Here is a 21,359-nt window from a genome sequence, read left to right on the forward strand (position 1 = left end):
TCAAGACGCCCGGCCGCTGGCATACTGCCTTCATGCACGCAGGAGTGCGTCGTCTGTTGCTCAAGCGTTATAGTGGTGCAGATCCGCCCTCGCCGGAGGGCACGTCCGAAAGGTCTGACACATGACGCAGCGCGGCGCCCTCGATGCTCCTCTGAGGTTCGGGGCGAACTACACGCCGTCGAAGAACTGGATGCACTCCTGGCTCGACTTCACCCCCGACGACGTGCGCCGCGACTTCGCGGCTCTCGCGGAACTCGGCCTCGACCACGTCAGAGTGTTCCCGCTGTGGACCGTGCTGCAGCCGAACCGCACGCTCATCCGCGAGAAGGCGATCGAAGACGTCCGCGCCGTCGTCGACATCGCCGGCGAGTTCGGCATGGACGCCAGCATCGACGTGGTCCAGGGGCACCTGTCGAGCTTCGACTTCGTTCCCTCGTGGCTCTACACCTGGCACGACAAGAACATGTTCACCGACCCCCGGGCGCTCGAGGGGCAGGTCGCACTCGTCGACCGGCTCGGGCGGGTTCTGGGGGAGGCGCCGAACTTCCTCGGCCTCACGCTCGGCAACGAGACGAACCAGTTTTCCGCGCACACGCATCCCTCGCCGTGGCCGGTCACGCAGGACGAGGCCGGCGGCTGGATCTCGGCCCTGCTGGCGGCGGCGGAGGCGGCGGCCCCCGGGCTCCCGCACGTCCACAGTGAGTACGACGCGGTCTGGTACATGGACGGCCACGGCTTCACGCCGGCCCACGCATCGCGACTCGGCGCCATGACCACGATCCACTCCTGGATCTTCAACGGCACCGCCCAGCGCTACGGCGGCCGCTCCGTGGCCTCCGATCGTCACGCCGAGTACCTGATCGAGCTCTCCCGCGCCTTCGCGACCGACCCCGACCGCGTGGTGTGGCTGCAGGAGGTCGGCGCCCCGTCGAACTGCCTCACCGACGACGAGATGCCGGGCTTCCTCGAGGCGACCGTGCGCTCGGCTGTGCGCACCGAGAACCTCTGGGGCATCACCTGGTGGTGCTCGCACGATGTGAGCCGCGACCTCGGCGACTTCCCCGAACTGGAGTACACCCTCGGGTTGATCGGTCAGGACGGCGCGGCCAAGCCCATAGGTCGGCGTCTGGCCGAGCTCATCCCCGAACTGCGACAGCGCACGGCGCCTCCGGCGAGGGACACGGCGATCGTGGTGGATGTCGACGAGCGCGAGGTGCCGGTGAGCCGGGCCGCGCTGAGCCCGGGCGGTGCGGTGTTCCAGGCCTGGGTCGACGCCTGCGCCGCCGGCCTCGATCCCACCCTCGTCACGTCGCGCGACGCGCTCGACCCTGTCGCGCTCGACGCGCGCGGCATCCGTCGTCTCATCCGTCCTGACGTGTCGGCCGATGTCGTCGACCCCTACGGCTCGGTCAACACCGTCGTCCAGGGCTGACGGGCGACTCGCCGATCGCGCCGACGCACACGCAGCCGGGTGGCGAGAACCGATCAGACCGTGCGCGCGGGCGGTGCAGTGCTCTCGCGAGCGGTGAGCACGGGGGTCGGCCCCTCGACGCTCGGCAGGTTCGCTCCCGCCTCGATCTGCTGCAGGAGGAGAGTGGCGGCCCGTTCGCCGAGCTCGAAGGTGTCGCGCGTCATCGCCGTGATCGACGGGTTGATGAGACCTGCGATGACGGAGTCGTCGAACGACGCGAGCGAGACGTCGCGAGGCACGGCGCGTCCCATCTCCTGGGCGACGCGGAGCCCTGCGACCGCCATCACATCGTTGTCGTAGACGATCGCCGTCGGATGTTGCCTGCCCGACAGCAGCGCCCGGGTGACGGCGGAGGCGCGCGCCGGCGAGAAGTCGGTCGTGATGACCTCGCCCTCGAGCCCGTCGGCGGTCATCCGCTCGAGCACCTCGGCGCGCAGCCGCGTGTGCTCGAGTTCGGCGGGGCCGGCGACGTAAGCGATGCGGGCGTGGCCGAGGGCTGTGAGGTAGGAGAACAGGGTGTCGGCGACCGTGTCGTCGCCGATCCAGACGCTGGGCACCGATCCTTCCGGGGATGGTTCGGAGCCGATCATGACCGCCCGTGCGTCGAGAGCTTCGATGCGCCCGACGCGGGGGTCGTCGTCGCGGGGGTCGATGAAGATGAAGCCGTCGACCTGGTTGGAGGAGCGCCATTGCCGGTGCACCTCCATCTCCTCCGCGATGTCGGCGACCAGACGCAGCTGCAGGCTCACCTTGCTCTCCGACAGGCGGGATTCGATCCCGGCGATGAGGTCGGTGAAGAAGGCCTCGGAGCCGAGGGACCGGGCGGGTCGGGCGAGTGCGAAACCGACCGTGTTGGCGCGCGCGCCCACCAGCGCACGCGCTGCCGAACTCGGCTGCCAGCCGTTCTCGTCGACGATCGCGAGGATGCGCTGTCTCGTCTCGTCGCTCACGCCGGGGCGGCCGTTCAACGCGAAGGAGACCGCGCCGGGGGAGACCCCCGCCATGCGTGCGATATCGGCGATCGTGACACGTTTCGCCGGGCTCATAGTCACTCACCCTACTTGATCGGTTTAGCCTCGGGAAAAGATGTGCAAGCGTGCTCTAGACTCTTCCACTAGATCGCTTTAGTACAACAGATAGCATCGTCGCAGCGCACCACCTGCAGACCCTGAACCAGCACTCACTGTCGAGCCGGAGACCCACCCATGCATGACGACACGTCGCTCACCGAGGTGGGCACTCGCCTGCATCCGGTCAGCGGCGAGGAGATCGCCCGATGGCTGGCGATCCCGCTGCCGACGACCCTCGCGCTCGGGGCCGGCGTCTGGCGCCCGTCATCTGTGCAGGTCATCGCCGAGGAGCCCGAATACGCGCGCGAGGCGGAACGGCTGTCGGGTGAGCTCGCAGCCCTCGGCATCTCGAGCGGCGGGGCCGCAGTCGTTCGGCTGCGGCGCGGCGACAGCGACCGCGACCGTGACGACGACAGGGAGTCATTCGAGATCGACGTCGACACCGACATCGATGTGCGGGCGGGCAGTGCCGCCGGAGTGTTCCGGGCGACGCGACAGCTGCTGCACAACCTGCGCGCGCAGGGCCGCGTGCCGAAGGGCCGGGTGTCATCGGGCCCCACGGTGGCGGAACGGGGCTTCCACCTCGACGCCGCCCGCCGCTACTTTCCTGCCTCGTGGATCCTCGAACTGCTGCACGCGCTCGCCGACGTCGGGATCACGACATTCCAATGGCACGTCTCCGACGACGAGGGGTTCCGGATCGGGTCGACAGCTTTCCCTGAGATCGTCTCCTCCGAGCACGTCACCCGCGCGGAGGCGGTGGCCGTGGCGGATGCAGCCGCCGATCTGCACATCGACCTCGTGCCCTCGCTCGACATGCCGGGACACCTCCGCCACGCGCTCTCCGCGCACCCGGCGTATCGGCTGCCGGCAGAGGGCGGACCATCCACCGACCACGCGCTCGACATCACCAGTGCCGAGGCCTGCGAGTTCGCGCTGGCGCTGATCGACGATGTCGCGGCCGTGTTCCCGCGCAGCACGAACTGGCACCTCGGCGGAGACGAGTTCGTCGACTTCGCCCGCATCGACGAGTACCCCGTGCTCGCAGAGGTGGCACGAGAGCGGTACGGGCCGTCCGGCACGGGCTTCGACCTGCTGACGGGTTTCGTGAACGAGATCGCAGCGCACCTCCGCGCGAAGGGGCTCGCCCCTCGGGTCTGGAACGACGGGATGCTCCGCAGCGAAGCGGTCGTCCTCGATCAGGACATCGTGCTCACGTGGTGGACGAACTGGCATGCGCAGATGCGGCCGCTCGCTGCTGCCATCGAAGCGGGGAATCCGCTCGTCAACTTCCACGATGCGCTGTTCTACTACGTTCTCGGCGAGAAGGCGGGCTACGTGTATCCGACGAGTGAGCGCATCTGGGAGGCCGACTGGCACCCCGGGCTGTTCCCCTCGCTTCCGGGCGGTTTACGGCAGGAAATCGTGCCGCCCTATCCGGTGCGGCTCCTCGGAGCGTCGTTCTCGGTCTGGTCCGACGATGCCGCAGCGCAGACACCGGTCGAGGTCGCAGACGGCATTCGCCGACCGCTTCGCGCCATGGCCGAGCGTGCCTGGAACGGAGGGAGTTCGCTCTCGCACGACGACTTCTGCACGATCGACGCGGCGATCGGTGTTGCGACCGCAGCGTCTCGATCGGCCGGGTAGCGTCGAGCCCGTCGCTGCAGAGCCATCATCATCACGACCGCCATAACCAGCACCGCCATCATCATCATCACGACCGCCACCACCCACCTTCGAGCCCGGAGACCCACCAATGCATGACGACACCTCGCTCACCGTCGGCCGCGTCAAGCGCGTGCTCGAGGAGCGCATCCGCCCGGCGATCCACTCGGCCTCCGTGCCGCTGGACGTCGAGATCCACGAGCTGCCCGGCGAGCCGATCGCTCCTGCGGAAGGGCTTGCGCTCGACTACGAAGCCGGGACCGTCGGCGCACCCTGGGGCCCGGCGTGGGGCACCACCTGGTTCAAGCTCACCGGACGCGTGCCGGCGGAGTGGGTGGGGCGCCGGGTCGAGGCCCTCATCGACCTCGGCTTCGACGTGAACATGACGGGCTTCCAGTGCGAGGCTCTGGCCTATCGCAAGGGCGGTGCGGATGCCGACCCGATCCCGGTGAAGAGCATCAACCCGCGCAACCAGTGGGTGCCCATCACCGAAACCGCCGCGGGTGACGAACCCGTCGAGCTGTACCTCGAAGCAGCCTCGAACCCGGTGCTGCTCGACTACCACCCCTTCCTGCCGACGCAGGAGGGCGACATCCTCACCTCCTCGAAGGAGCGGCTCTACCGTGCCCGCCGGATGGACCTGGCCGTGTTCGAGCAGGAGGTCTTCGACCTGTCGCTCGACCTCGAGGTGCTGTTCGAGCTGCAGGCCGAGCTGCCGGCGACGTCGCCGCGCCGCATGCGCATCCTGCAGGCGATGGACGACGCCCTCGACGTGCTCGATCTGCAGCGCATCGTGGCGACGGCTCCGGACGCCCGTGCTCGCCTCGCAGACGTGCTGGCCGCTCCCGCCGAGGCCAGCGCACACCGCATCTCGGCCGTCGGCCACGCGCACATCGACTCGGCATGGCTGTGGCCCGTGCGCGAGACGATCCGCAAGGTCGCGCGCACCACCTCGTCGATGACGACGCTCATCGACGAGCAGCCCGAGTTCCAATACGGCATGTCCAGCGCGCAGCAGTACGCCTGGATCAAGGAGCACCGCCCCGAGGTGTGGGAGCGGGTCAAGGCCGCGGTCGCCGCCGGGCGCTTCCTGCCGCTGGGTGGCATGTGGGTCGAGTCCGACACCGTGATGCCGACGGGTGAGTCGCTCGTGCGGCAGTTCTCGCACGGGCAGCGGTTCTTCGAGCGCGAGTTCGGCATCCGCTCGAAGGGCGTGTGGCTGCCGGACAGCTTCGGGTACTCGCCTGCCCTGCCGCAGCTGATGCGCCGCGCCGGGTTCGAGTGGTTCTTCACGCAGAAGATCTCCTGGAACCAGCAGAACGTCTTCCCGCACCACTCCTTCCTCTGGGAGGGCATCGACGGCTCGCAGGTGTTCACGCACTTCCCGTCGATGGACACCTACAACTCGCAGCTGAGCGGCATGGAGGTCGCGAAGGCCTCTCGCCAGTTCAAGGAGAACCGGCTCAGCTCGCGGTCGATCGCTCCGGTCGGCTGGGGTGACGGCGGTGGCGGCACGACCCGTGAGATGACGGGCAAGGCCGAGCGCCTGCGCGACCTCGAGGGCAGCGCGCAGGTCGTGTGGGAGCATCCCGATGTCTTCTTCGACGCCGCGAAGGCCGAGCTGCCGCACCCGGCGGTCTGGGTCGGCGAGCTGTACCTCGAGCTGCACCGCGGCACGCTCACCAGTCAGCACGCCACCAAGGCGCTGCACCGCTGGGCCGAGCACGCACTGATCGAGGCCGAGCTGTGGGCCGCCACCGATGCCGTGCGCACCGGTGCCGCCTACCCGCAGGCCGAGTTCGACAGGCTCTGGCAGGCCGTGCTGCTGCACGAGTTCCACGACATCCTGCCGGGCACCTCGATCGCCTGGGTGCACCGCGAGGCCGTCTCCGTGCTGACCGATGTGCTGTCGGACGCGGAGGACATCTCGGTGGCTGCCCGTCGCTCGCTGGCCGGAGAAGGCGACCGCGAGCTGCGGTTCGAGCCGACCTCGGTCGGTCGCGTCGGGGAGGGCGGTCGTGCCCTCGGAGCGGCGTTCGTCCCCGAGCCCACCGCCGCTGCGGTCTCGCTCACGGAGGAGGCCGGCGGCTGGCGGCTGGAGAACGAGCTCGTCTCGGTGCTGGTCTCCGCCGAGGGCCTGATCGTCTCGGCCGTCGACAAGGCCACCGGGCGCGAGGCTGTGGCTGCGGGCAAGGCCGCGAACCTGTTCCAGCTGCACCAGGACTTCCCGAACATGTGGGATGCGTGGGACATCGATCGGTACTACCGCAACAGCGTCGAGGACCTCACCGCGGTCTCATCCATCGAGGCGTCCCTGGTCGGCGGTGTCGCGAAGATCGCGGTCGTGCGTCCGTTCTCGGAGTCGACCATCTCGCAGACGATCGTCCTCGCACCGGATTCCCGGACCGTGCTGCTGCGCAACGAGGTCGACTGGCACGAGACCGAGAAGCTGCTCAAGCTCGCCTTCCCGCTCGACATCCAGGCCGCGCACACCGACGCCGAGACGCAGTTCGGCTATCAGTCGAGGGTGACGCACACGAACACCAGCTGGGAGGCGGCGAAGTTCGAGACCTCGATGCACCGCTTCGTGCTGGTGCGCGAGCAGGACTTCGGCGTAGCTCTCGTGAACGACTCGATCTACGGCTACGACACCTCGCGCGAGGTGTCGGACGACGCGGTCGCGACGACCGTGCGGCTCTCGCTGCTGCGGGCGCCGCGGTTCCCCGACCCGGACACCGATCACGGCCACCACGAGATCGAGGTCGGCTTCGTGATCGGAGCGGACGCCGCGATCGCCACGGCCGAGGGCATCCGGATCAACACCCTTCCGACCGTCGTGCACGGTGGGCGCGAGGTCGAACCGCTGGTGTCGGTGCAGGGCGATGGCATCGTGGTGTCGGCGGTCAAGCTCGCCGACGACGGCTCCGGCGACGTGATCGTGCGCGTGTACGAGGCGCTCGGGCGACGTGCGGTCGGTGAGTTGTCGGTCGGCTTCGAGCACCGCGAGGTGCGCGAGGTGAGTCTGATCGAAGACGACATCGACGAGGCGCGGACCGGCGGTGCGCTTGAGCTGCGGCCGTTCGAGGTGCGCACGCTCCGCGTCGTGCGCTGAGTCGGAGGTGCGGGATCAGGCCAAGGCGCGCGTAAGTGCCTGATCTCTCGTGTGTGCCTGATCTCTCGTGTCAGGACGCATACGCGGGCCTGTTGTGGCAGGACGACAGCGGGTGGACGATTGCGGGATGGTGAGCATCGATGACGTGCGTGGGATCGCCCTCGCCTTCCCCGGCGCGGTGGAGGCGGTCAGCGGCCACACCGGGGCGGCGGCCTGGCGACTGAAGAGCGGCCAGTTCGCGTGGCTCCGGGGTCCGAGCGCGACGGACCTGCGCCAGCTCGCCGAACTCGGACGGGAGTGGCCGGAGGGCACCGTGCTCGCGGTGCGCGTCGCCGACCTCGGCGAGAAGGAGGCGCTGCTGGCGGCCGAGCCCGAGGCGCTGTTCTCGATCCCGCACTTCGACGGCTACCCGGGGTTGCTGGTGCGTCTGGATGTCGTCGATCGCGAGCGGCTCGTCGAGATCATCACGGACGCCTGGCTGGTGCGGGCGCCCGCCACGGTGGCGAAGCAGTGGCTGGGGGAGCGCGGGCTGGAGTGAGCGCCGCGTCGATCCGCCGGGCCGTCGAGAGTTCAGCCTGCCGCGCTCAGGAAGGGCCGGGCTGCGTCGAGAAGAGCCCGGGGCTCGTCGGCCCAGAGCCGGATGCGCGTGACCTGGTGCTCACCACCACGGGGCGCGATTCCGGGCAGGCGGATGAGGACGGGCTGCTCCAACTCGATGTCGATGTTCGTCTCGTCCTGCATCCTCTCGGCGTACTCCACCCCCTCGTCGGAGGCTGTGACCCGGGGTTGCTTGGGCTGGTCGATCCGTCTCGAGATCGCGATGGACGCGATCTGCTCCCAGGGGATGAAGGCGTCGATCTCCAGCCCGCTCCGCACGTGGATACCATCTGGGGCTACTGCATGAGGTCTGAGGAGCATCGCGCAGAGCAGTCCCACCATCCATGTCAGCCCCCAGATCCCGAGGATCAGGAGCGGGATGCGAACAGCAGGCCAGGGGTGCACGATCAGGTCGAGGATGGGGATCTCGACGGCTGACAGCACGATGAAGACGATGAGGACCGTCAGGATGGGGCGGTGGTAGCCGATGCCGGTTCCTCCGGCCGGAACGGCGGGGCGGCGGGCGATCGCGCGGCCGATGCTCGAGTAGACGCGGACCTCGGCGTGCAGGGCTCGGCGGAGGATGCTGAGGATGCGGGCTGCGCGCGATGGCGTCGGCGGTGAGGGCGACGTCGGCCGGCTCGTGGCCGGCTCCGTGGTCATCGCGAACCTTTCGCCTGCTCGACGAGCGCCTCGAGGTGCGCTGCGATCGCGCTGATGCCCCTGTCGACCGCGGCACGATCTTCCGGAGCGACGGCTTCGATGAGGGTCGCGTTGAGTTCGGAGTGCTCTTTCTGCATCCGCGCCATCGTCGCTGTTGCGGAGGGGGTCAACTCGACGAGGACAGCCCGTCGGTCGGAAGGGTGGGGTGTGCGGCGCACGTGACCGGATGCTTCGAGGGCATCGACGAGGCCAGTGATGTTTCGCGGAGTGACGGCGCACAGGTGGGCGAGCGTCTGCTGAGTCGATGGCCCTGCGTGCTGCAGGACCCACAGCAGGTGCACGCGTGCCGTGGTGAGCCCGGTGCCGTCGAACGCGCGCGCCATGTCCTGCTGGAAGAGGTCGCCGATCTGGAGGAGGCGGTCGAGGAGCAACGGGTTCATGATTATGAGGCTACTACATAGTTACCTATATTCACTAAATTGCCACAGGACCAGTAGGGTCCTGACCCGGTGGCGGGGAGAGGGCGATCAGGCCGGATCGAGCCGCAGCACGTCGGGGGCTTCCCCGCCGGTGAGGTCGTCGGCGATGCGGAGACCGCGTGCCAGGTCGTCGAGGGCGCCGATCAGCGTGCCGAACCGCTCTTTGTCACTGCACACGGCGGTCAGGGTCACCAGATGCGTGCCGGTGTCCCAGGTGTACGTCGCGAACGGCGGCGAGGCCGGAGACGGCGGCATCGGCACCAGCAGCTTCTCGCCCACGCCGAGGCGGGTGGGGAACGACTCGGTGTCGTCGTAGTCCATCGGCATCGAGGCCCGTGCGATGCGCACGTCCGGTGTCAAGACCTGCGCGGTCGCCATCGCCACGACCAGCTCCGGCTCGGCCTTCCAGGTCCACACCAGCACGCGACCGTCCGCCCGTTTCATCAGCATCGGCGCCGCCTGGCTCATCGCCCACGCGCCGAACTTCGACCCCGGCCGCTCTGTCGCGCCCACCGCTGCGTTCACCTGGCCCAGCAGCATCCGGATGGCCACCTTGCGATGCCGGCGGCCCTTCCACCCGAGCGAGTCCGTCACGGGAATCCACAGCTGGGGATCGGCGTCGGCAGTCAGTCGCATGGCTCCACGGTAACGGCTGCGCCTGAGCGATGCCCGGTACGCCTCGGCCGTGTGATCAGGGCCCTCCGGTAGAGTGGCCAGCGCCCGACCAGGGCTCTCCTTGGCCGCCACATCGTAAGGCAGCATGTCTGTGACCTCCTCCGACGATCCGATCGATCCGTCGAGCGGCCCCGCCGCCGAATCCGCCCCTCGCCCGTTGAAGATCGTGATCGGCTGCGACACGTTCGCCCCCGACATCAACGGCGCCGCCCGTTTCGCCGAGCGCCTCGCCGCAGGCCTCGTGCAGCGCGGGCACGAGGTGCACGTCGTCGCACCCAACCAGGCCTACCGTCGCGCTCAGCCGCACACCGAGGTCATCGAGGGCGAGCCGATGACGCTGCACCGCCTGCCGTCGGTGCGTTGGCCCCCGCATGACTGGCTGCGATTCATCTGGCCGTGGCGTTCGAAGCCCTATGCCCGCAAGGTCATCGACCAGGTGCAGCCGGATGTCGTGCACATCCAGTCCCACATCCTGATCGGCCGCGGACTGGCGCGGATCGCCCACGAACGCGGCATCCCGGTCATCGCGACCAATCACGTCATGGCCGAGAACATCCTCGACCACACCACCATGCCGAAGTTCATCGACGATCTCATCCTGAAGTTCGCGTGGGCCGATGCCAAGAAGACCTTCGACCTGACGCGCGCGATCACCACGCCGACCCGTCGGGCGGCCGACTTCCTCGAGAAGACCGTCGAGGTGAAGGGGGTCATCCCCGTCAGCTGCGGCATCGATCGCACGCAGTACGCCCCCGTGATCGCCCCGCGCGAGAAGAACCGCATCATCTTCGTCGGCCGTCTCACCGCCGAGAAGCAGGTCGAGGTCATCCTCAAGGCGATGACGAAGCTCGACCCTGCGCTGGAGACCACGTTCGACATCGTCGGCGGTGGCGACCAGCGCAAGCAGCTCGAGAACCTCACGGTGCAGCTCGGGCTCGCCGATCGGGTCACATTCCACGGTCGCACGAGCGACGAGGAGCTGCGCGCCCTGCTGTCGCGCGCGAGCCTGTTCGTGATCGCCTCGATCGCAGAGCTGCAGTCCATCGCGACCATGGAGGCGATGGCCTCGGCCCTGCCGATCGTCGCCGCTGATGCCGTCGCCCTCCCGCACCTCGTGCACGACGGTGAGAACGGCTACCTGTTCGAGCCGGGCAACGTCGACGAGCTCGCTGCGCGCCTGACCGATGTGCTCACCGCGGAACCCGCGGAATACGAGCGGATGCAGCAGGCCTCGCTCGACGGTGTCGCGATCCACGACATCAACCGCACCCTCGACACCTTCGAGGCGCTGTACCGCGACGAGCAGCTGCCCGAGTAGCGAGCAGCCGGACATGCACATCGTCTTCTTCGGCGATCAGCACCTCGACTCCCTCGGAGGAGCGCAGGTGTCGATGCGGCTCCAGCGGGAGTTCCTCGAACGCGCAGGGCACACGGTGACGGTCGTCGCCCCGAAGATGCACGGGTCGCGCGACTCGTCCGGCACCCACGGTGGGGCGTACATCGACCTTCCATCGATGCCCATCACGGTCGACCGCGAGTACTCGATGAGCTGGCCCGGCCGCGCGAGTGACCGCTTCCTCGACAAGGCCATGACCCGTCGCCCGCCCGTCGACCTGGTTCATGTGCAGGCCGACTTCTGGGGTGCCTTCATCGGACATCGCTATGCCGAGCGCCACGGCATCCCGGTCGTGCACACGATGCACAACCGCGTCGACGTCGGAATCGCCGCCGTGACACCGCTGCATCGACCAGTGCTCGCGGCGCTGAACACCTGGCGGGGCATCGCGATGCGCGGTGTAGCCACGAGCAGCGGTGTAGCCACGAGCAGCGGTGTAGCCACGAGCAGCGGTGCAGGCCCGGTGCGGGGTAGCGACGGCTGGGCGTTCCTACGTGGCCTCGCCATCGGAGCATCCGCTGTCACCGCTCCGTCGACGCATTTCGCCCGGCGCCTCGAGCAGCACGACGTGTTCGCGCACGTCGACGTCATCTGGAACGGGATCGACGACGACCTGCGTGCGCAGACTCTCGCAGCGCGGCCGATGCAGCGCGAGCCCGGGCGCCCGCGCTTCGTCTGGCTCGGGCGGATGAGTCCCGAGAAGCGGCTGCTGCCCTTCCTCGAGGCGTTCATCGCTTCGGGCGTCGACGCCGAGTTGGAGATCATCGGCGGTGGCGCACAGCGTTCGGCCGCCGAGAAGATCGTCCGCGGGCACGACGGCGTGCGTTTCGCCGGGCGCCTGACCTACCCGCAGACGCTGGCCCGGATCGCCGCGGCCGATGCGCTCGTGCAGACATCGATCGGGTTCGAGACGCAGGGGATGACTCCGTTCGAGGCGGCCACCCTCGGGACGCCGTCTGTGATCTGCGACCCCGACATCGCGACAGAGCTCGGCGGTGGACTCTGGGCCGTGCCGGAGGCGGATTCTCCGGAGGTCGGTGCTGTGGCATCCGGCCGTGAGCTCGAAGCGCGACGCACCGCCGCGCTTGCCGAGACGCTGCGGCAGGCCGCATCCGACATCGCAGGAGGCACGGCTCCGACCCCGCTTCCGGAGGTCGCCGAGGCGTTCCGGCAGTCGTCGCGCACGGCGGCGATGGTCGAGGTCTATGAGCGGGTGCTGGCCGAACGCTGACGCTCGCGTCTTCAGAGGTACTGGTTCTTCAGAGGTACTGGTTCTTCAGAAGTACTGGTTCTTCAGAGGTACTGGTACAGGCCGATCGTGAGGGCGGTGGACGCGAGTCCGATGATGCCGGTTCCGGCGACTCCGATGGCTATTCCGGTGAGCAGCCGCGACGTGGAACGGCGCACCGCGATCAGCGCCAGCACCATCGCGACGACGTAGGTGAAGAAGCTGAGGATGCCGATCCCGTTGTCGACGGCGAGCATGAAATTGAACCCTCCATCGCCGCCGTACACGAACGGTCGAGCGACGGAGCTGAGCAGGTTGACCGCGAGAGTGGCCGCCGCGATCACGAGCGCCGCGACCCCGAGCGGATTGCCGGTGCGGGTCGGATCCTGCGGTGCGACCTGGTGATGCTGGGTGGCCGAGTACTGCGGTACGGGCTGGTACTGCTGGGTGGCCTGGTACTGCTGGGTGGCCTGGTACTGCGGGGTGGCCGGGTACTGAGGGGCAGCCGGGTACTGCGGGACTGCGGGCAGATGCACCGCGGGGGGAGCGGGCGGCGATGCAGGGGGCTGCTGCGCGGATGGCGGGTGGGGAGGCTGCTGAGGCTCGCTCATGACGACGAGCGTAGCCCCGGCCGCTGTGTCGCGGGGATCAGTGGTAGATGTGCCCGGACTCGGCCTGCTGGCCGATGTCGCGACCGGCGACGCGGTTCCAGTCGGTCGGGGTGCGGCGGTAGCCGTCGCGGCGCAGTTCGATGACGGTGGCGACCATCGCCCACGCGGCCAGGAGGATGAGTGCGATGAGGAGTATCATGGCAGAAACGCTACGTTCGATGTCGAACCGCCACGAGTGGCAGAATAGACTATGAACGTATGAAAACTGCCAATCAGGAGCATGCATGAAGACGGTCGCCTGTGTCATCCAGGACGGGTTCGCACCCTTCGAGTTCGGCGTCGCCTGCGAGGCCTTCGGTCTCGACCGGTCGGACGACGGTGTGCCGAACTTCGACTTCCGCATCGTGGCACCCCGTGCGGGGGTCGTGAAGTCGAAGATGGGCTTCTCCGTCAACGTCGAGAACGACCTGGCTTTCGCGTATGAAGCCGACCTGGTGGTGTTCTGCCCCCTTCCTCGCGAGAGCTGGGGCGACATCGATCCGCTCCTGCTCGACCTCGCAAGGCAAGCGGTCGCCCGCAACGCCTGGGTCATGAGCGTCTGCAGCGGATCGTTCATCCTTGCCGCCGCAGGCGTCCTCGACGGCCGTCGGGCGACCACGCATTGGATGTACTCGCACGTCATGGCCTCGATGTACCCGCAGATCGACATCGACCCCGACGTGCTGTTCGTGCAGGACGGCAAGATCATCACGAGCGCGGGCACGGCCGCCGGGATCGACGCGTGCCTGCACCTGCTCCGGCAGGAGGTCGGCGCCGAGCTCACCAACCGCATCGCCCGCCGGATGGTCGTTCCTCCGCAGCGCGACGGTGGCCAGGCGCAGTTCATCGACCGCCCGATCCCCGTGGTGCCCACCGACTCGCTCGCCGCGGTCGCCGACTGGGCGGTCGAGCATCTGCGCGACGATCTCGGTGTCGATCAGCTCGCAGCCAGGGCGCTGATGTCGCCGCGCACCTTCGCCCGCCGCTTCAAGGCCGAATACGGCGCGACGCCCGCATCCTGGCTCGCGCGTCAGCGCATCATCCATGCGCAGCGCATGCTCGAGCGCACCGACCTCCCGCTCGAGCACATCGCCGATGAGTGCGGTTTCGGTTCGGCGGCCGTGCTCCGGCAGAACTTCGCCAGAGTGCTCGGCATCACGCCGACGGCCTACCGCGCGCGGTTCTCCTGCGCGGAGGAGTCGGCGGTGCCGGCGGCCTGAGCCGGAATCCCGCTCGCCTCCTATCGCATTGCGGAATCCGTCTTCCATCAAGGGTGGACGTGTGCAATTCCGGGTGTTACAGTCGGTCCCAGCTCGGGCCTCAACAGGGGCCTTCGGGCGGACAAAGCACACCTAGCGGTTCGACGTATATCTCGTGGAACGGCCCGATCCGGGTCTGACCCGATAAGCCGTATCACTGCGACGACAGCAAGGAAGCTTTTCGTCATGAACCGTATCGCCGTGCCCGGAAACGGGCCGCAGCCGACTCCCGCCGAGTATCTCGCCCGTGCGGTCGCCCTCGCGACCGACAACGTGCGCAACGCCGGAGGGCCGTTCGGAGCCATCGTCGTCACCGCAGACGGCCAGGTCTTCGAGGGGGTGAACCGGGTGACCGCGGATCTCGACCCCTCGGCTCACGCCGAGGTCACCGCCATCCGGAACGCGTGTCAGGGCCTCGGAACCTTCGACCTCCGCGGCGCCGTGCTCTACAGCAGCTGCGAACCGTGCCCGATGTGTCTCGCGACGTCGCTGTGGGCCCGGATCGATCGCGTCTACTTCGCCGCCGACCGCGACGATGCCGCGGACGCCGGCTTCGATGACGCGGTGTTCTATCGCTACTTCGAGGGTGACGCGGAGGACCGCGCGATCATGCCGGTCGCCCAGGAGGTGCTGCCGCCGACGCAGCGCATCGCCCCCTTCACCGAGTGGAGCACTACGGCCACTCGCGTCGACTACTGACCGACCGAACGACTGGAGCCGAAGATGTCTTCATATGTGTCGCCGCCCGAGGAATCCGAAGGTGGAGCAGAACGACCGGCGGTTCATCCGCCGCTGAAAACCGGCGCGACGACCACCGTCGACGCCGAGCCAAAGAACGCGTTCGACCGCTTCTTCGAGATCACGCAGCGCGGATCCACCGTCGGGCGCGAGATCCGCGGCGGCATCGTCACGTTCGTGACCATGGCGTACATCGTGATCCTCAACCCGCTGATCCTGGGCGGCGTCGACGATGTCGCCGGCAACGCCCTCGACGGCGCGCAGATCGGCGCAGCCACAGGCCTCACCGCCGGCGTCATGACGATCATGTTCGGCCTCGTCGCCCGCTTGCCGTTCGCCCTCGCCGCGGGGCTCGGGATCAACTCGTTCCTCGCCGTCTCCGTCGTCGGCCAGGTCACCTGGCCGGAGGCGATGGGGCTGGTGGTCATCAACGGCGTGCTCATCGTGCTCTTCGGCGCCACCGGCATCCGGACCGCGATCTTCAACGCGGTGCCGCAGGCGCTCAAGGCGGCCATCACCGTCGGGATCGGACTCTTCATCGCGTTCATCGGATTCGTCGACTCCGGCTTCGTCAACCGCACCCCCGGCGGCCCGCCCGTGCAACTCGGCGACGGCGGCTCGATCACCTCGGTGCCGACACTGATCTTCCTGTTCGGACTGCTCGTGATCGGGGTGCTGGTCGCACGCAAGGTGCCGGGTGGAATCCTGATCGGCATCGTCGCGGCGACCGTCGTCGCGATCGTGGCGCAGTCGTTCCTCAAGCTCGGCCCGAGCTTCGAGGATCCGAACGGCTGGCACATGACCATCCCCGAGATCCCCGCTTCCTTCGTGACGATCCCCGACTTCGGTCTGATCGGTCAGTTCGACCTCTTCGGCTCGTTCGGCCGCATCGGCGCCCTGGCCGCCACGATGCTGGTGTTCACGCTGGTCTTCTCGAACTTCTTCGACGCGATGGGCACGATGACCGGCCTCGCCAAGAACGCCGGGCTCGCCTACAAGGACGGCACGTTCCCGCGACTGCGCTCCGCCTTTGTGGTCGAGGGGTTCGGTGCCGTCGCCGGCGGCATGACCTCGACGTCGTCGAACACCGTCTACGTCGACAGCGCATCCGGGATCGGAGAGGGTGCCCGCACCGGCCTGTCGTCCGTCGTCGTCGGCGTCCTGTTCCTGCTGTCGATGTTCTTCACGCCGCTCACGCTCGTGGTGCCGATCGAGGTCGGGTCCGCCGCGCTCGTGATCGTGGGAGCGATGATGATGGGGCAGATCAAGGAGATCAAGTTCACGAACTTCGCGGTCGCCCTGCCTGCGTTCCTCACGATCGTCACGATGCCGCTCACCTACTCGATCGCCAACGGCATCGGTGTGGGCTTCATCGCCTGGACCCTGGTGAACGCCCTCTCGGGCCGTGCCCGCAAGGTGCACTGGCTGATGTGGATCGTCGCCGTCGGCTTCATGCTCTACTTCGTCCGCGGGCCGATCGAGGTTCTGCTCGCCGGGTGATCCCGGAGGCAGAGAAACGCCCACCACGGCACCACCCATCACGCATAGACTCACCTCACTCGGAGATCACTGTGAATGACATCGTCGTCAACGTCAACGGTCAGCGTCGTCCGCTTGCGGGCACCGCCGCCCATACGACCGCGCTCGACTGGCTGCGCGATTCCGGCCTCTCCGGCAGCAAGGAGGGCTGCGCCGAGGGGGAATGCGGTGCGTGCGCGATGCTGCTCGCGACGCCGACTCCCGGCGGCGGTACCGCCTGGACGCCGGTGAACGCCTGCCTCGTCCCGGTCTATGCGCTGAACGGGCAGGAGATCGTCACGGCGGAGGGTCTCGGCAGCCCTGATTCCCTCCACCCGGTGCAGGAGAAGCTGGCCGAGGCCGGAGGGTCGCAGTGCGGATACTGCACCCCCGGGTTCGCCTGCAGCATGGCGGGGGAGTACTACCGCGAGGACCGGACGGCCCCGGCGGCGACGACGGATCTCGACGGCGACTGCCCGGTGCACGACGGAGCGCATGAAGGTGAGCACGGGCCGAACGGCTTCGACCTGCATGCCCTCAGCGGCAACCTCTGCCGTTGCACGGGGTATCGGCCGATCCGCGACGCCGCCTATATGCTGGGCGAGCCGGAGCAGAGCGACCCGCTGCAGCAGCGCCTGGCGGAGCCGGCGCCGGCGGCGGCGCCGATGGATGTGGAGGTCGAGGGGGCGCGCTTCCTGCGGCCCACCTCACTCGAGGAGACGCTGCGCATCGTTCGGGATGAGCCCGAAGCCCTGCTCGTCGCCGGCTCCACCGACTGGGGTGTCGAGGTGAACATCCGCGGACGCCGTGCCCCGTTCGTCGTCGCGATCGAGCAGCTGGACGAGCTCCGCACCCTCAGCATCACCGACGACGAGATCGAGATCGGCGCCGCGCTCTCCCTGTCCGAGGTCGAGAAGCGTCTCGACGGCGCGGTGCCGCTCCTCGCGCAGCTGTTCCCGCAGTTCGCGTCGCGACTGATCCGCAACCGCGGCACTCTCGGCGGCAACCTCGGAACAGGCTCGCCCATCGGCGACACCCCGCCCGCGCTTCTGGCGCTCGGCGCCACGCTCGTGCTCGTCTCGGCGCCGGCGACCGGATCCGGGATCATCGAACGCGAAGTCGAGCTGTCCGAGTACTTCACCGGCTACCGGCAGAGCGTGCGTCGGCCCGACGAGCTCATCCGCGCCATCCGCATCCCGCGGCCGTTGGCCGCGGTCACCGCCTTCCACAAGATCGCCAAGCGCCGCTTCGACGACATCTCCAGCGTCGCGATCGCGTTCGCCCTCGACATCGACGGCGGCATCGTGACCGCCGCGAAGATCGGACTCGGTGGAGTCGCAGCCACCCCGCTGCGCGCCCGCGCGACCGAGGCGGCCCTGATCGGGCAGCCGTGGAATCTTGCCACGGTGCGCGCGGCCTCCGAGATCCTGGGCTCCGAGGGGACCCCGATGTCCGACCACCGCGCGAGCGCCGACTACCGCGCGCTCATGCTCAACACCGCGCTGCTCAAGCTGTACAGCGCGACAGTCATCGAGTCGAAAGAGGTGTCGGCATGAGTGCTCTCGCCGATCGTCCGGAAGGCGCTGTCGTCGGCACCCGTGCTGCACACGAGAGCGCCGCCCTGCACGTCACGGGCGCCGCCATGTACACCGACGACGTCGCCGTGCGCACCGCCGGCGTGCTCACCGCCTGGCCGGTGCAGTCCACCAACGCTCATGCGAAGGTGACCGTCGACGTCACCGGTGCGTACGAGGTGCCCGGAGTCGTCCGGGTGCTCACCGCCGAAGACGTACCGGGTGTCAACGACGCCGGCATCAAGCACGATGAGCCGCTGTTCCCCAGCGAATCCCGGTTCTACGGCCACGCCCTCGTCTGGGTGCTCGGCGAGACGCAGGAGGCTGCGCGTCTCGGCGCCGAGCGGGTGAAGGTCGAGTACGAACCGCTGCCGTCGCTGATCACCGTGCGCGACGCCATCGATGCGGACTCGTACCAGGGCATCGCGCGTACGGTCGAGCGCGGCGACGCGGCATCCGCCCTGGCATCCGCCGCGCACGTCTTCGAGGGCGTCACCGAGTTCGGCGGCCAGGAGCACTTCTACCTGGAGACGCACGCCTCGTTCGCCGTCCGCGACACCGAGGGCGGCTACTTCGTACAGTGCTCGACGCAGCATCCGTCGGAGACGCAGGAGATCGTCGCGCACGTTCTCGGCATCAGCTCGAACGAGGTCACGGTCCAGTGCCTGCGAATGGGAGGTGGCTTCGGCGGCAAGGAGATGCAGCCGCACGGGTTCGCCGCGATCGCGGCACTCGGCGCCAAGCTGACCGGGCGTCCGGTGCGGCTGCGGCTGAACCGGACGCAGGACATCACGATCACCGGCAAGAGGCATCCGTTCCACATCTCCTGGAAGGTCGGCTTCGACGCGGACGGGATGCTGCAGGGGCTCGCAGCCGTGCTCACCTGCGACGGGGGCTGGAGCCTCGACCTGTCCGAGCCGGTGCTGGGTCGGGCGCTCTGCCATATCGACAACGCGTACTGGATCCCGAACATGCACGCACACGGTCGGATCGCGAAGACGAACAAGGCGTCGAACACGGCGTATCGCGGGTTCGGCGGACCGCAGGGGGTGTTCCTCATCGAGGACATCCTCGGACGGGTCGCCCCGGCGCTCGGCATCGATCCGATCGAGCTGCGGCAGCGGAACTTCTACCGTCCGGGGCAGAGCACCCCATACGGCCAGCTCGTCAAGGACGCCGATCGGATGGGTGCCATCTGGGGGCAGCTGCGTGAGGAGGCGGACGTCGACGGGCGCCGGGTCGAGATCGATGCGTTCAACGCGCGCAGTCCACACCTCAAGCGCGCGCTCGCGATGACGCCCATCAAGTTCGGGATCTCGTTCAACTTCGCAGCCTTCAACCAGGCCGGCGCCCTCGTGCACGTGTACAAGGACGGCTCCGTGCTGATCAACCACGGCGGCACCGAGATGGGGCAGGGCCTGCACACCAAGATGATGCAGGTCGCCGCGACCGCACTCGGCCTCGAACTGCACCAGGTGCGTCTGGCGCCCACCCGCACCGACAAGGTGCCGAACACCTCGGCCACCGCGGCCTCGTCCGGCAGCGACCTCAACGGCGGCGCCGTGAAGAACGCCTGCGAGCAGATCCGGGAGCGGATGGCTGCGGTCGCCGGGCGACTGCTCGGGGTGGACGAGCGCGACGTGCGCTTCTCCGGCGGGTTCGTGACGGGCCTGGGCAACAGGGAAGGCCGGCTCACGTTCGCCGAGGTCGCGAACGCCGCCTACCTCCAGCGGGTGCAGCTCTTCGCCGCGGGGTACTACCGCACCGAAGGCTTGCACTGGAACCCCGACATCATGCAGGGCTCGCCCTTCAAGTACTTCTCCTACGGCAGCGCTGCGACCGAGGTCGAAGTCGACGAGTTCACCGGCGCCTACACGGTGCGCCGCGTCGACATCATCCACGACGTCGGCGACTCGCTTTCACCCATGCTCGACATCGGGCAGATCGAGGGCGCCTATGTCCAGGGCGTCGGCTGGCTGACCCTGGAGGAGCTGCGCTGGGATGAGAGCGACGGTCCGCACCGCGGCCGACTGCAGACCCAGTCGGCGTCGACGTACAAGCTGCCGAGCTTCTCGGAGATGCCCGCAGAGTTCTCGGTGCGACTCTTCGAGAACGCCCGCGAAGACGGCGCCGTGTACGGCTCGAAGGCGGTCGGCGAGCCGCCGTTCATGCTCGCCTTCAGTGCGCGCGAGGCGATCCGTCAGGCCGTCGGCGAATTCGGGCCGTCAGGTCACATGGTCGAGCTCGCCTCCCCGGCGACGCCGGAGGCCGTGTTCTGGGCGGTACGTGCCGCGCAGCAGGCGGCGGATGCCGAGGCGGCGACGGAGCCGGCGCTCGTCGTCGCCGGTTGAGCCGGAGCCGACGAGGAAAGACATGGACTGGCTCGATGCGCTGCAGGAGCTGCGTGCGGCGCGCGTGCCGGCGGTGATCGTCACGCTCGCACTGGTCCGGGGCCACGCACCGCGCAACGGGGGCGCGAAGATGGTGGTGTCTCCGGGAGAGGTGTTCGGCACCGTCGGTGGCGGCAACCTCGAGGCCACGGCCGTCGATCGCGCGCGGGCGATGCTCGGGGCGGGAGCCGGTGAGCCGGAGGTTCTGACGCTGACCCTGAGCGACAAGGCGGTCACGGAGTATGGCGTGCAGTGCTGTGGAGGAGAGGTCACGATGATGCTCGAGCCGATTCGAGTGACGCCCAGCATCGCGGTCTTCGGCATCGGGCACGTAGGGCTGGAGCTCGCCCGGATCCTGGCCCGTCACGAGGTCGACCTGCACCTGATCGACTCGCGGCGCGAGATGCTGGCGGCGGAGCGGATCGGTGTGCCCGGTGAGACCGGGGTGTTCGCCGACGCGGTCGCCCGAGTGCACCTCACGCAGGCGCCGGTGCCGGAATCCGCGCTCGCCGGTCTCCCCGCCGGTACCCACGTGCTCGTGATGACCCACGACCACGTCGAAGACCTCGCCGTCGTCGACATGTCGCTGCGCATGGCATCCGGTCGGGAGGGCCTGGCCTCGATCGGCCTCATCGGCTCGGCCTCGAAGTGGGCGCGCTTCCGCAAGAAGCTGGGCGAGCTGGGCCACACGGAGAACGACCTCGCCAGAGTGACGACCCCGATCGGCATCCCGGAAGTCGCGGGAAAGCAACCGGCCGCGATCGCGGTCAGCGTCGCCGCCCGCCTCCTGCAGCTGATCGACGAGGCGGCGACGGTCGAGGTCGCACGAGACTGACGGGTGCCTGGACGGCGTCCGGGGCGCGTCGGCGGCGAG

General features: G+C 68.6%; 18 protein-coding genes. 12 read left to right on the plus strand and 6 right to left on the minus strand.

Features of this window, described 5'->3' with window-relative positions; all coding sequences use genetic code 11:
- Positions 1 to 121 precede the first annotated feature (121 nt).
- A complete protein-coding gene (locus ACIQTX_RS03465; protein ID WP_402968909.1) occupies positions 122 to 1,432 on the plus strand; it encodes a glycosyl hydrolase in 1,311 nt (436 codons plus the stop codon).
- A gap of 53 nt (positions 1,433 to 1,485) precedes the next feature.
- On the opposite strand, the gene ACIQTX_RS03470 is transcribed toward ACIQTX_RS03465, so the two are convergent.
- Positions 1,486 to 2,517, minus strand: a complete 1,032-nt coding sequence (locus ACIQTX_RS03470) for a LacI family DNA-binding transcriptional regulator (RefSeq protein WP_028500908.1) — start codon at positions 2,515 to 2,517, stop codon at positions 1,486 to 1,488.
- A gap of 159 nt (positions 2,518 to 2,676) precedes the next feature.
- On the opposite strand from ACIQTX_RS03470, the gene ACIQTX_RS03475 reads away from it, so the two are divergent.
- The 3 genes from ACIQTX_RS03475 (at position 2,677) to ACIQTX_RS03485 (ending at position 7,856) form a co-directional block, all read left to right on the plus strand.
- Entirely contained in the window at positions 2,677 to 4,188 is a 1,512-nt protein-coding gene (locus ACIQTX_RS03475; RefSeq protein WP_402968912.1) for a family 20 glycosylhydrolase, read from the plus strand.
- Positions 4,189 to 4,297: 109 nt separating this feature from the next.
- Complete coding sequence (locus tag ACIQTX_RS03480; RefSeq protein WP_402968915.1) at positions 4,298 to 7,318, plus strand: alpha-mannosidase; 3,021 nt, start codon at positions 4,298 to 4,300, stop codon at positions 7,316 to 7,318.
- A 127-nt stretch (positions 7,319 to 7,445) separates the two neighbouring features.
- Positions 7,446 to 7,856: an MmcQ/YjbR family DNA-binding protein gene (locus tag ACIQTX_RS03485; protein ID WP_402968918.1), complete on the plus strand. Its 411-nt coding sequence runs from the start codon at positions 7,446 to 7,448 to the stop codon at positions 7,854 to 7,856.
- 32 nt (positions 7,857 to 7,888) lie between these two features.
- Here ACIQTX_RS03485 and ACIQTX_RS03490 read toward each other — a convergent pair whose 3' ends face one another.
- From ACIQTX_RS03490 to ACIQTX_RS03500, 3 genes are all read right to left on the minus strand, one after another.
- Positions 7,889 to 8,578: a hypothetical protein gene (locus ACIQTX_RS03490; RefSeq protein WP_402968921.1), complete on the minus strand. Its 690-nt coding sequence runs from the start codon at positions 8,576 to 8,578 to the stop codon at positions 7,889 to 7,891.
- Positions 8,575 to 9,018: a MarR family winged helix-turn-helix transcriptional regulator gene (locus ACIQTX_RS03495; RefSeq protein ID WP_402968924.1), complete on the minus strand. Its 444-nt coding sequence runs from the start codon at positions 9,016 to 9,018 to the stop codon at positions 8,575 to 8,577. The genes ACIQTX_RS03490 and ACIQTX_RS03495 overlap by 4 nt, the downstream gene beginning before the upstream one ends.
- 87 nt (positions 9,019 to 9,105) lie before the next feature.
- Positions 9,106 to 9,693 (minus strand): hypothetical protein, encoded by a 588-nt coding sequence (locus tag ACIQTX_RS03500; protein WP_402968927.1) that lies wholly within the window; start codon positions 9,691 to 9,693, stop codon positions 9,106 to 9,108.
- A 124-nt stretch (positions 9,694 to 9,817) separates the two neighbouring features.
- Here ACIQTX_RS03500 and ACIQTX_RS03505 point away from each other — a divergent pair, with 124 nt between their 5' ends.
- Both ACIQTX_RS03505 and ACIQTX_RS03510 read left to right on the plus strand, forming a co-directional pair.
- Positions 9,818 to 11,050: a glycosyltransferase gene (locus ACIQTX_RS03505; protein WP_105528360.1), complete on the plus strand. Its 1,233-nt coding sequence runs from the start codon at positions 9,818 to 9,820 to the stop codon at positions 11,048 to 11,050.
- A 13-nt stretch (positions 11,051 to 11,063) separates the two neighbouring features.
- Positions 11,064 to 12,359 carry a glycosyltransferase gene (locus ACIQTX_RS03510; RefSeq protein WP_402968930.1) on the plus strand — a complete coding sequence of 432 codons (1,296 nt, stop codon included), beginning with the start codon at positions 11,064 to 11,066 and terminating at the stop codon, positions 12,357 to 12,359.
- A 62-nt stretch (positions 12,360 to 12,421) separates the two neighbouring features.
- Here the strand turns inward: ACIQTX_RS03510 and ACIQTX_RS03515 are convergent, their stop codons facing one another.
- Both ACIQTX_RS03515 and ACIQTX_RS03520 read right to left on the minus strand, forming a co-directional pair.
- Positions 12,422 to 12,967, minus strand: a complete 546-nt coding sequence (locus ACIQTX_RS03515; protein WP_402968933.1) for a hypothetical protein — start codon at positions 12,965 to 12,967, stop codon at positions 12,422 to 12,424.
- A gap of 37 nt (positions 12,968 to 13,004) precedes the next feature.
- Entirely contained in the window at positions 13,005 to 13,166 is a 162-nt protein-coding gene (locus tag ACIQTX_RS03520; protein WP_402968936.1) for a hypothetical protein, read from the minus strand.
- Positions 13,167 to 13,251: 85 nt separating this feature from the next.
- On the opposite strand from ACIQTX_RS03520, the gene ACIQTX_RS03525 reads away from it, so the two are divergent.
- The 6 genes from ACIQTX_RS03525 (at position 13,252) to xdhC (ending at position 21,320) form a co-directional block, all read left to right on the plus strand.
- Complete coding sequence (locus ACIQTX_RS03525; RefSeq protein WP_402968939.1) at positions 13,252 to 14,226, plus strand: GlxA family transcriptional regulator; 975 nt, start codon at positions 13,252 to 13,254, stop codon at positions 14,224 to 14,226.
- 225 nt (positions 14,227 to 14,451) lie between these two features.
- Positions 14,452 to 14,964 (plus strand): nucleoside deaminase, encoded by a 513-nt coding sequence (locus ACIQTX_RS03530; RefSeq protein ID WP_402968942.1) that lies wholly within the window; start codon positions 14,452 to 14,454, stop codon positions 14,962 to 14,964.
- Positions 14,965 to 14,988: 24 nt separating this feature from the next.
- A complete protein-coding gene (locus tag ACIQTX_RS03535; RefSeq protein ID WP_402968945.1) occupies positions 14,989 to 16,503 on the plus strand; it encodes an NCS2 family permease in 1,515 nt (504 codons plus the stop codon).
- 71 nt (positions 16,504 to 16,574) lie between these two features.
- Complete coding sequence (locus tag ACIQTX_RS03540) at positions 16,575 to 18,077, plus strand: xanthine dehydrogenase small subunit (RefSeq protein WP_402968948.1); 1,503 nt, start codon at positions 16,575 to 16,577, stop codon at positions 18,075 to 18,077.
- Positions 18,074 to 20,446, plus strand: a complete 2,373-nt coding sequence (gene xdhB, locus ACIQTX_RS03545) for a xanthine dehydrogenase molybdopterin binding subunit (RefSeq protein ID WP_402968951.1) — start codon at positions 18,074 to 18,076, stop codon at positions 20,444 to 20,446. The genes ACIQTX_RS03540 and xdhB overlap by 4 nt, the downstream gene beginning before the upstream one ends.
- Positions 20,447 to 20,468: 22 nt before the next feature.
- Positions 20,469 to 21,320 (plus strand): xanthine dehydrogenase accessory protein XdhC, encoded by an 852-nt coding sequence (xdhC, locus tag ACIQTX_RS03550; RefSeq protein ID WP_402968954.1) that lies wholly within the window; start codon positions 20,469 to 20,471, stop codon positions 21,318 to 21,320.
- The last annotated feature ends 39 nt before the right edge of the window (positions 21,321 to 21,359 follow it).

Origin of the sequence: Microbacterium sp. NPDC090281, assembly GCF_044769635.1 — a bacterium.
Taxonomy (GTDB): domain Bacteria; phylum Actinomycetota; class Actinomycetes; order Actinomycetales; family Microbacteriaceae; genus Microbacterium.

Excerpts from the sequence above, each read along its gene's own strand:
- ACIQTX_RS03500 (WP_402968927.1), bottom strand. The coding sequence starts at position 9,693 with ATGCGACTGACTGCCGACGCCGATCCCCAGCTGTGGATTCCCGTGACG.
- ACIQTX_RS03480 (WP_402968915.1), top strand. The coding sequence starts at position 4,298 with ATGCATGACGACACCTCGCTCACCGTCGGCCGCGTCAAGCGCGTGCTC.
- ACIQTX_RS03490 (WP_402968921.1), bottom strand. The coding sequence starts at position 8,578 with ATGACCACGGAGCCGGCCACGAGCCGGCCGACGTCGCCCTCACCGCCG.
- ACIQTX_RS03510 (WP_402968930.1), top strand. The coding sequence starts at position 11,064 with ATGCACATCGTCTTCTTCGGCGATCAGCACCTCGACTCCCTCGGAGGA.
- ACIQTX_RS03505 (WP_105528360.1), top strand. The coding sequence starts at position 9,818 with ATGTCTGTGACCTCCTCCGACGATCCGATCGATCCGTCGAGCGGCCCC.
- ACIQTX_RS03475 (WP_402968912.1), top strand. The coding sequence starts at position 2,677 with ATGCATGACGACACGTCGCTCACCGAGGTGGGCACTCGCCTGCATCCG.
- ACIQTX_RS03495 (WP_402968924.1), bottom strand. The coding sequence starts at position 9,018 with ATGAACCCGTTGCTCCTCGACCGCCTCCTCCAGATCGGCGACCTCTTC.
- xdhC (WP_402968954.1), top strand. The coding sequence starts at position 20,469 with ATGGACTGGCTCGATGCGCTGCAGGAGCTGCGTGCGGCGCGCGTGCCG.
- ACIQTX_RS03530 (WP_402968942.1), top strand. The coding sequence starts at position 14,452 with ATGAACCGTATCGCCGTGCCCGGAAACGGGCCGCAGCCGACTCCCGCC.
- ACIQTX_RS03470 (WP_028500908.1), bottom strand. The coding sequence starts at position 2,517 with ATGAGCCCGGCGAAACGTGTCACGATCGCCGATATCGCACGCATGGCG.
- ACIQTX_RS03525 (WP_402968939.1), top strand. The coding sequence starts at position 13,252 with ATGAAGACGGTCGCCTGTGTCATCCAGGACGGGTTCGCACCCTTCGAG.
- ACIQTX_RS03535 (WP_402968945.1), top strand. The coding sequence starts at position 14,989 with ATGTCTTCATATGTGTCGCCGCCCGAGGAATCCGAAGGTGGAGCAGAA.
- ACIQTX_RS03520 (WP_402968936.1), bottom strand. The coding sequence starts at position 13,166 with ATGATACTCCTCATCGCACTCATCCTCCTGGCCGCGTGGGCGATGGTC.
- ACIQTX_RS03515 (WP_402968933.1), bottom strand. The coding sequence starts at position 12,967 with ATGAGCGAGCCTCAGCAGCCTCCCCACCCGCCATCCGCGCAGCAGCCC.
- xdhB (WP_402968951.1), top strand. The coding sequence starts at position 18,074 with ATGAGTGCTCTCGCCGATCGTCCGGAAGGCGCTGTCGTCGGCACCCGT.
- ACIQTX_RS03485 (WP_402968918.1), top strand. The coding sequence starts at position 7,446 with ATGGTGAGCATCGATGACGTGCGTGGGATCGCCCTCGCCTTCCCCGGC.
- ACIQTX_RS03465 (WP_402968909.1), top strand. The coding sequence starts at position 122 with ATGACGCAGCGCGGCGCCCTCGATGCTCCTCTGAGGTTCGGGGCGAAC.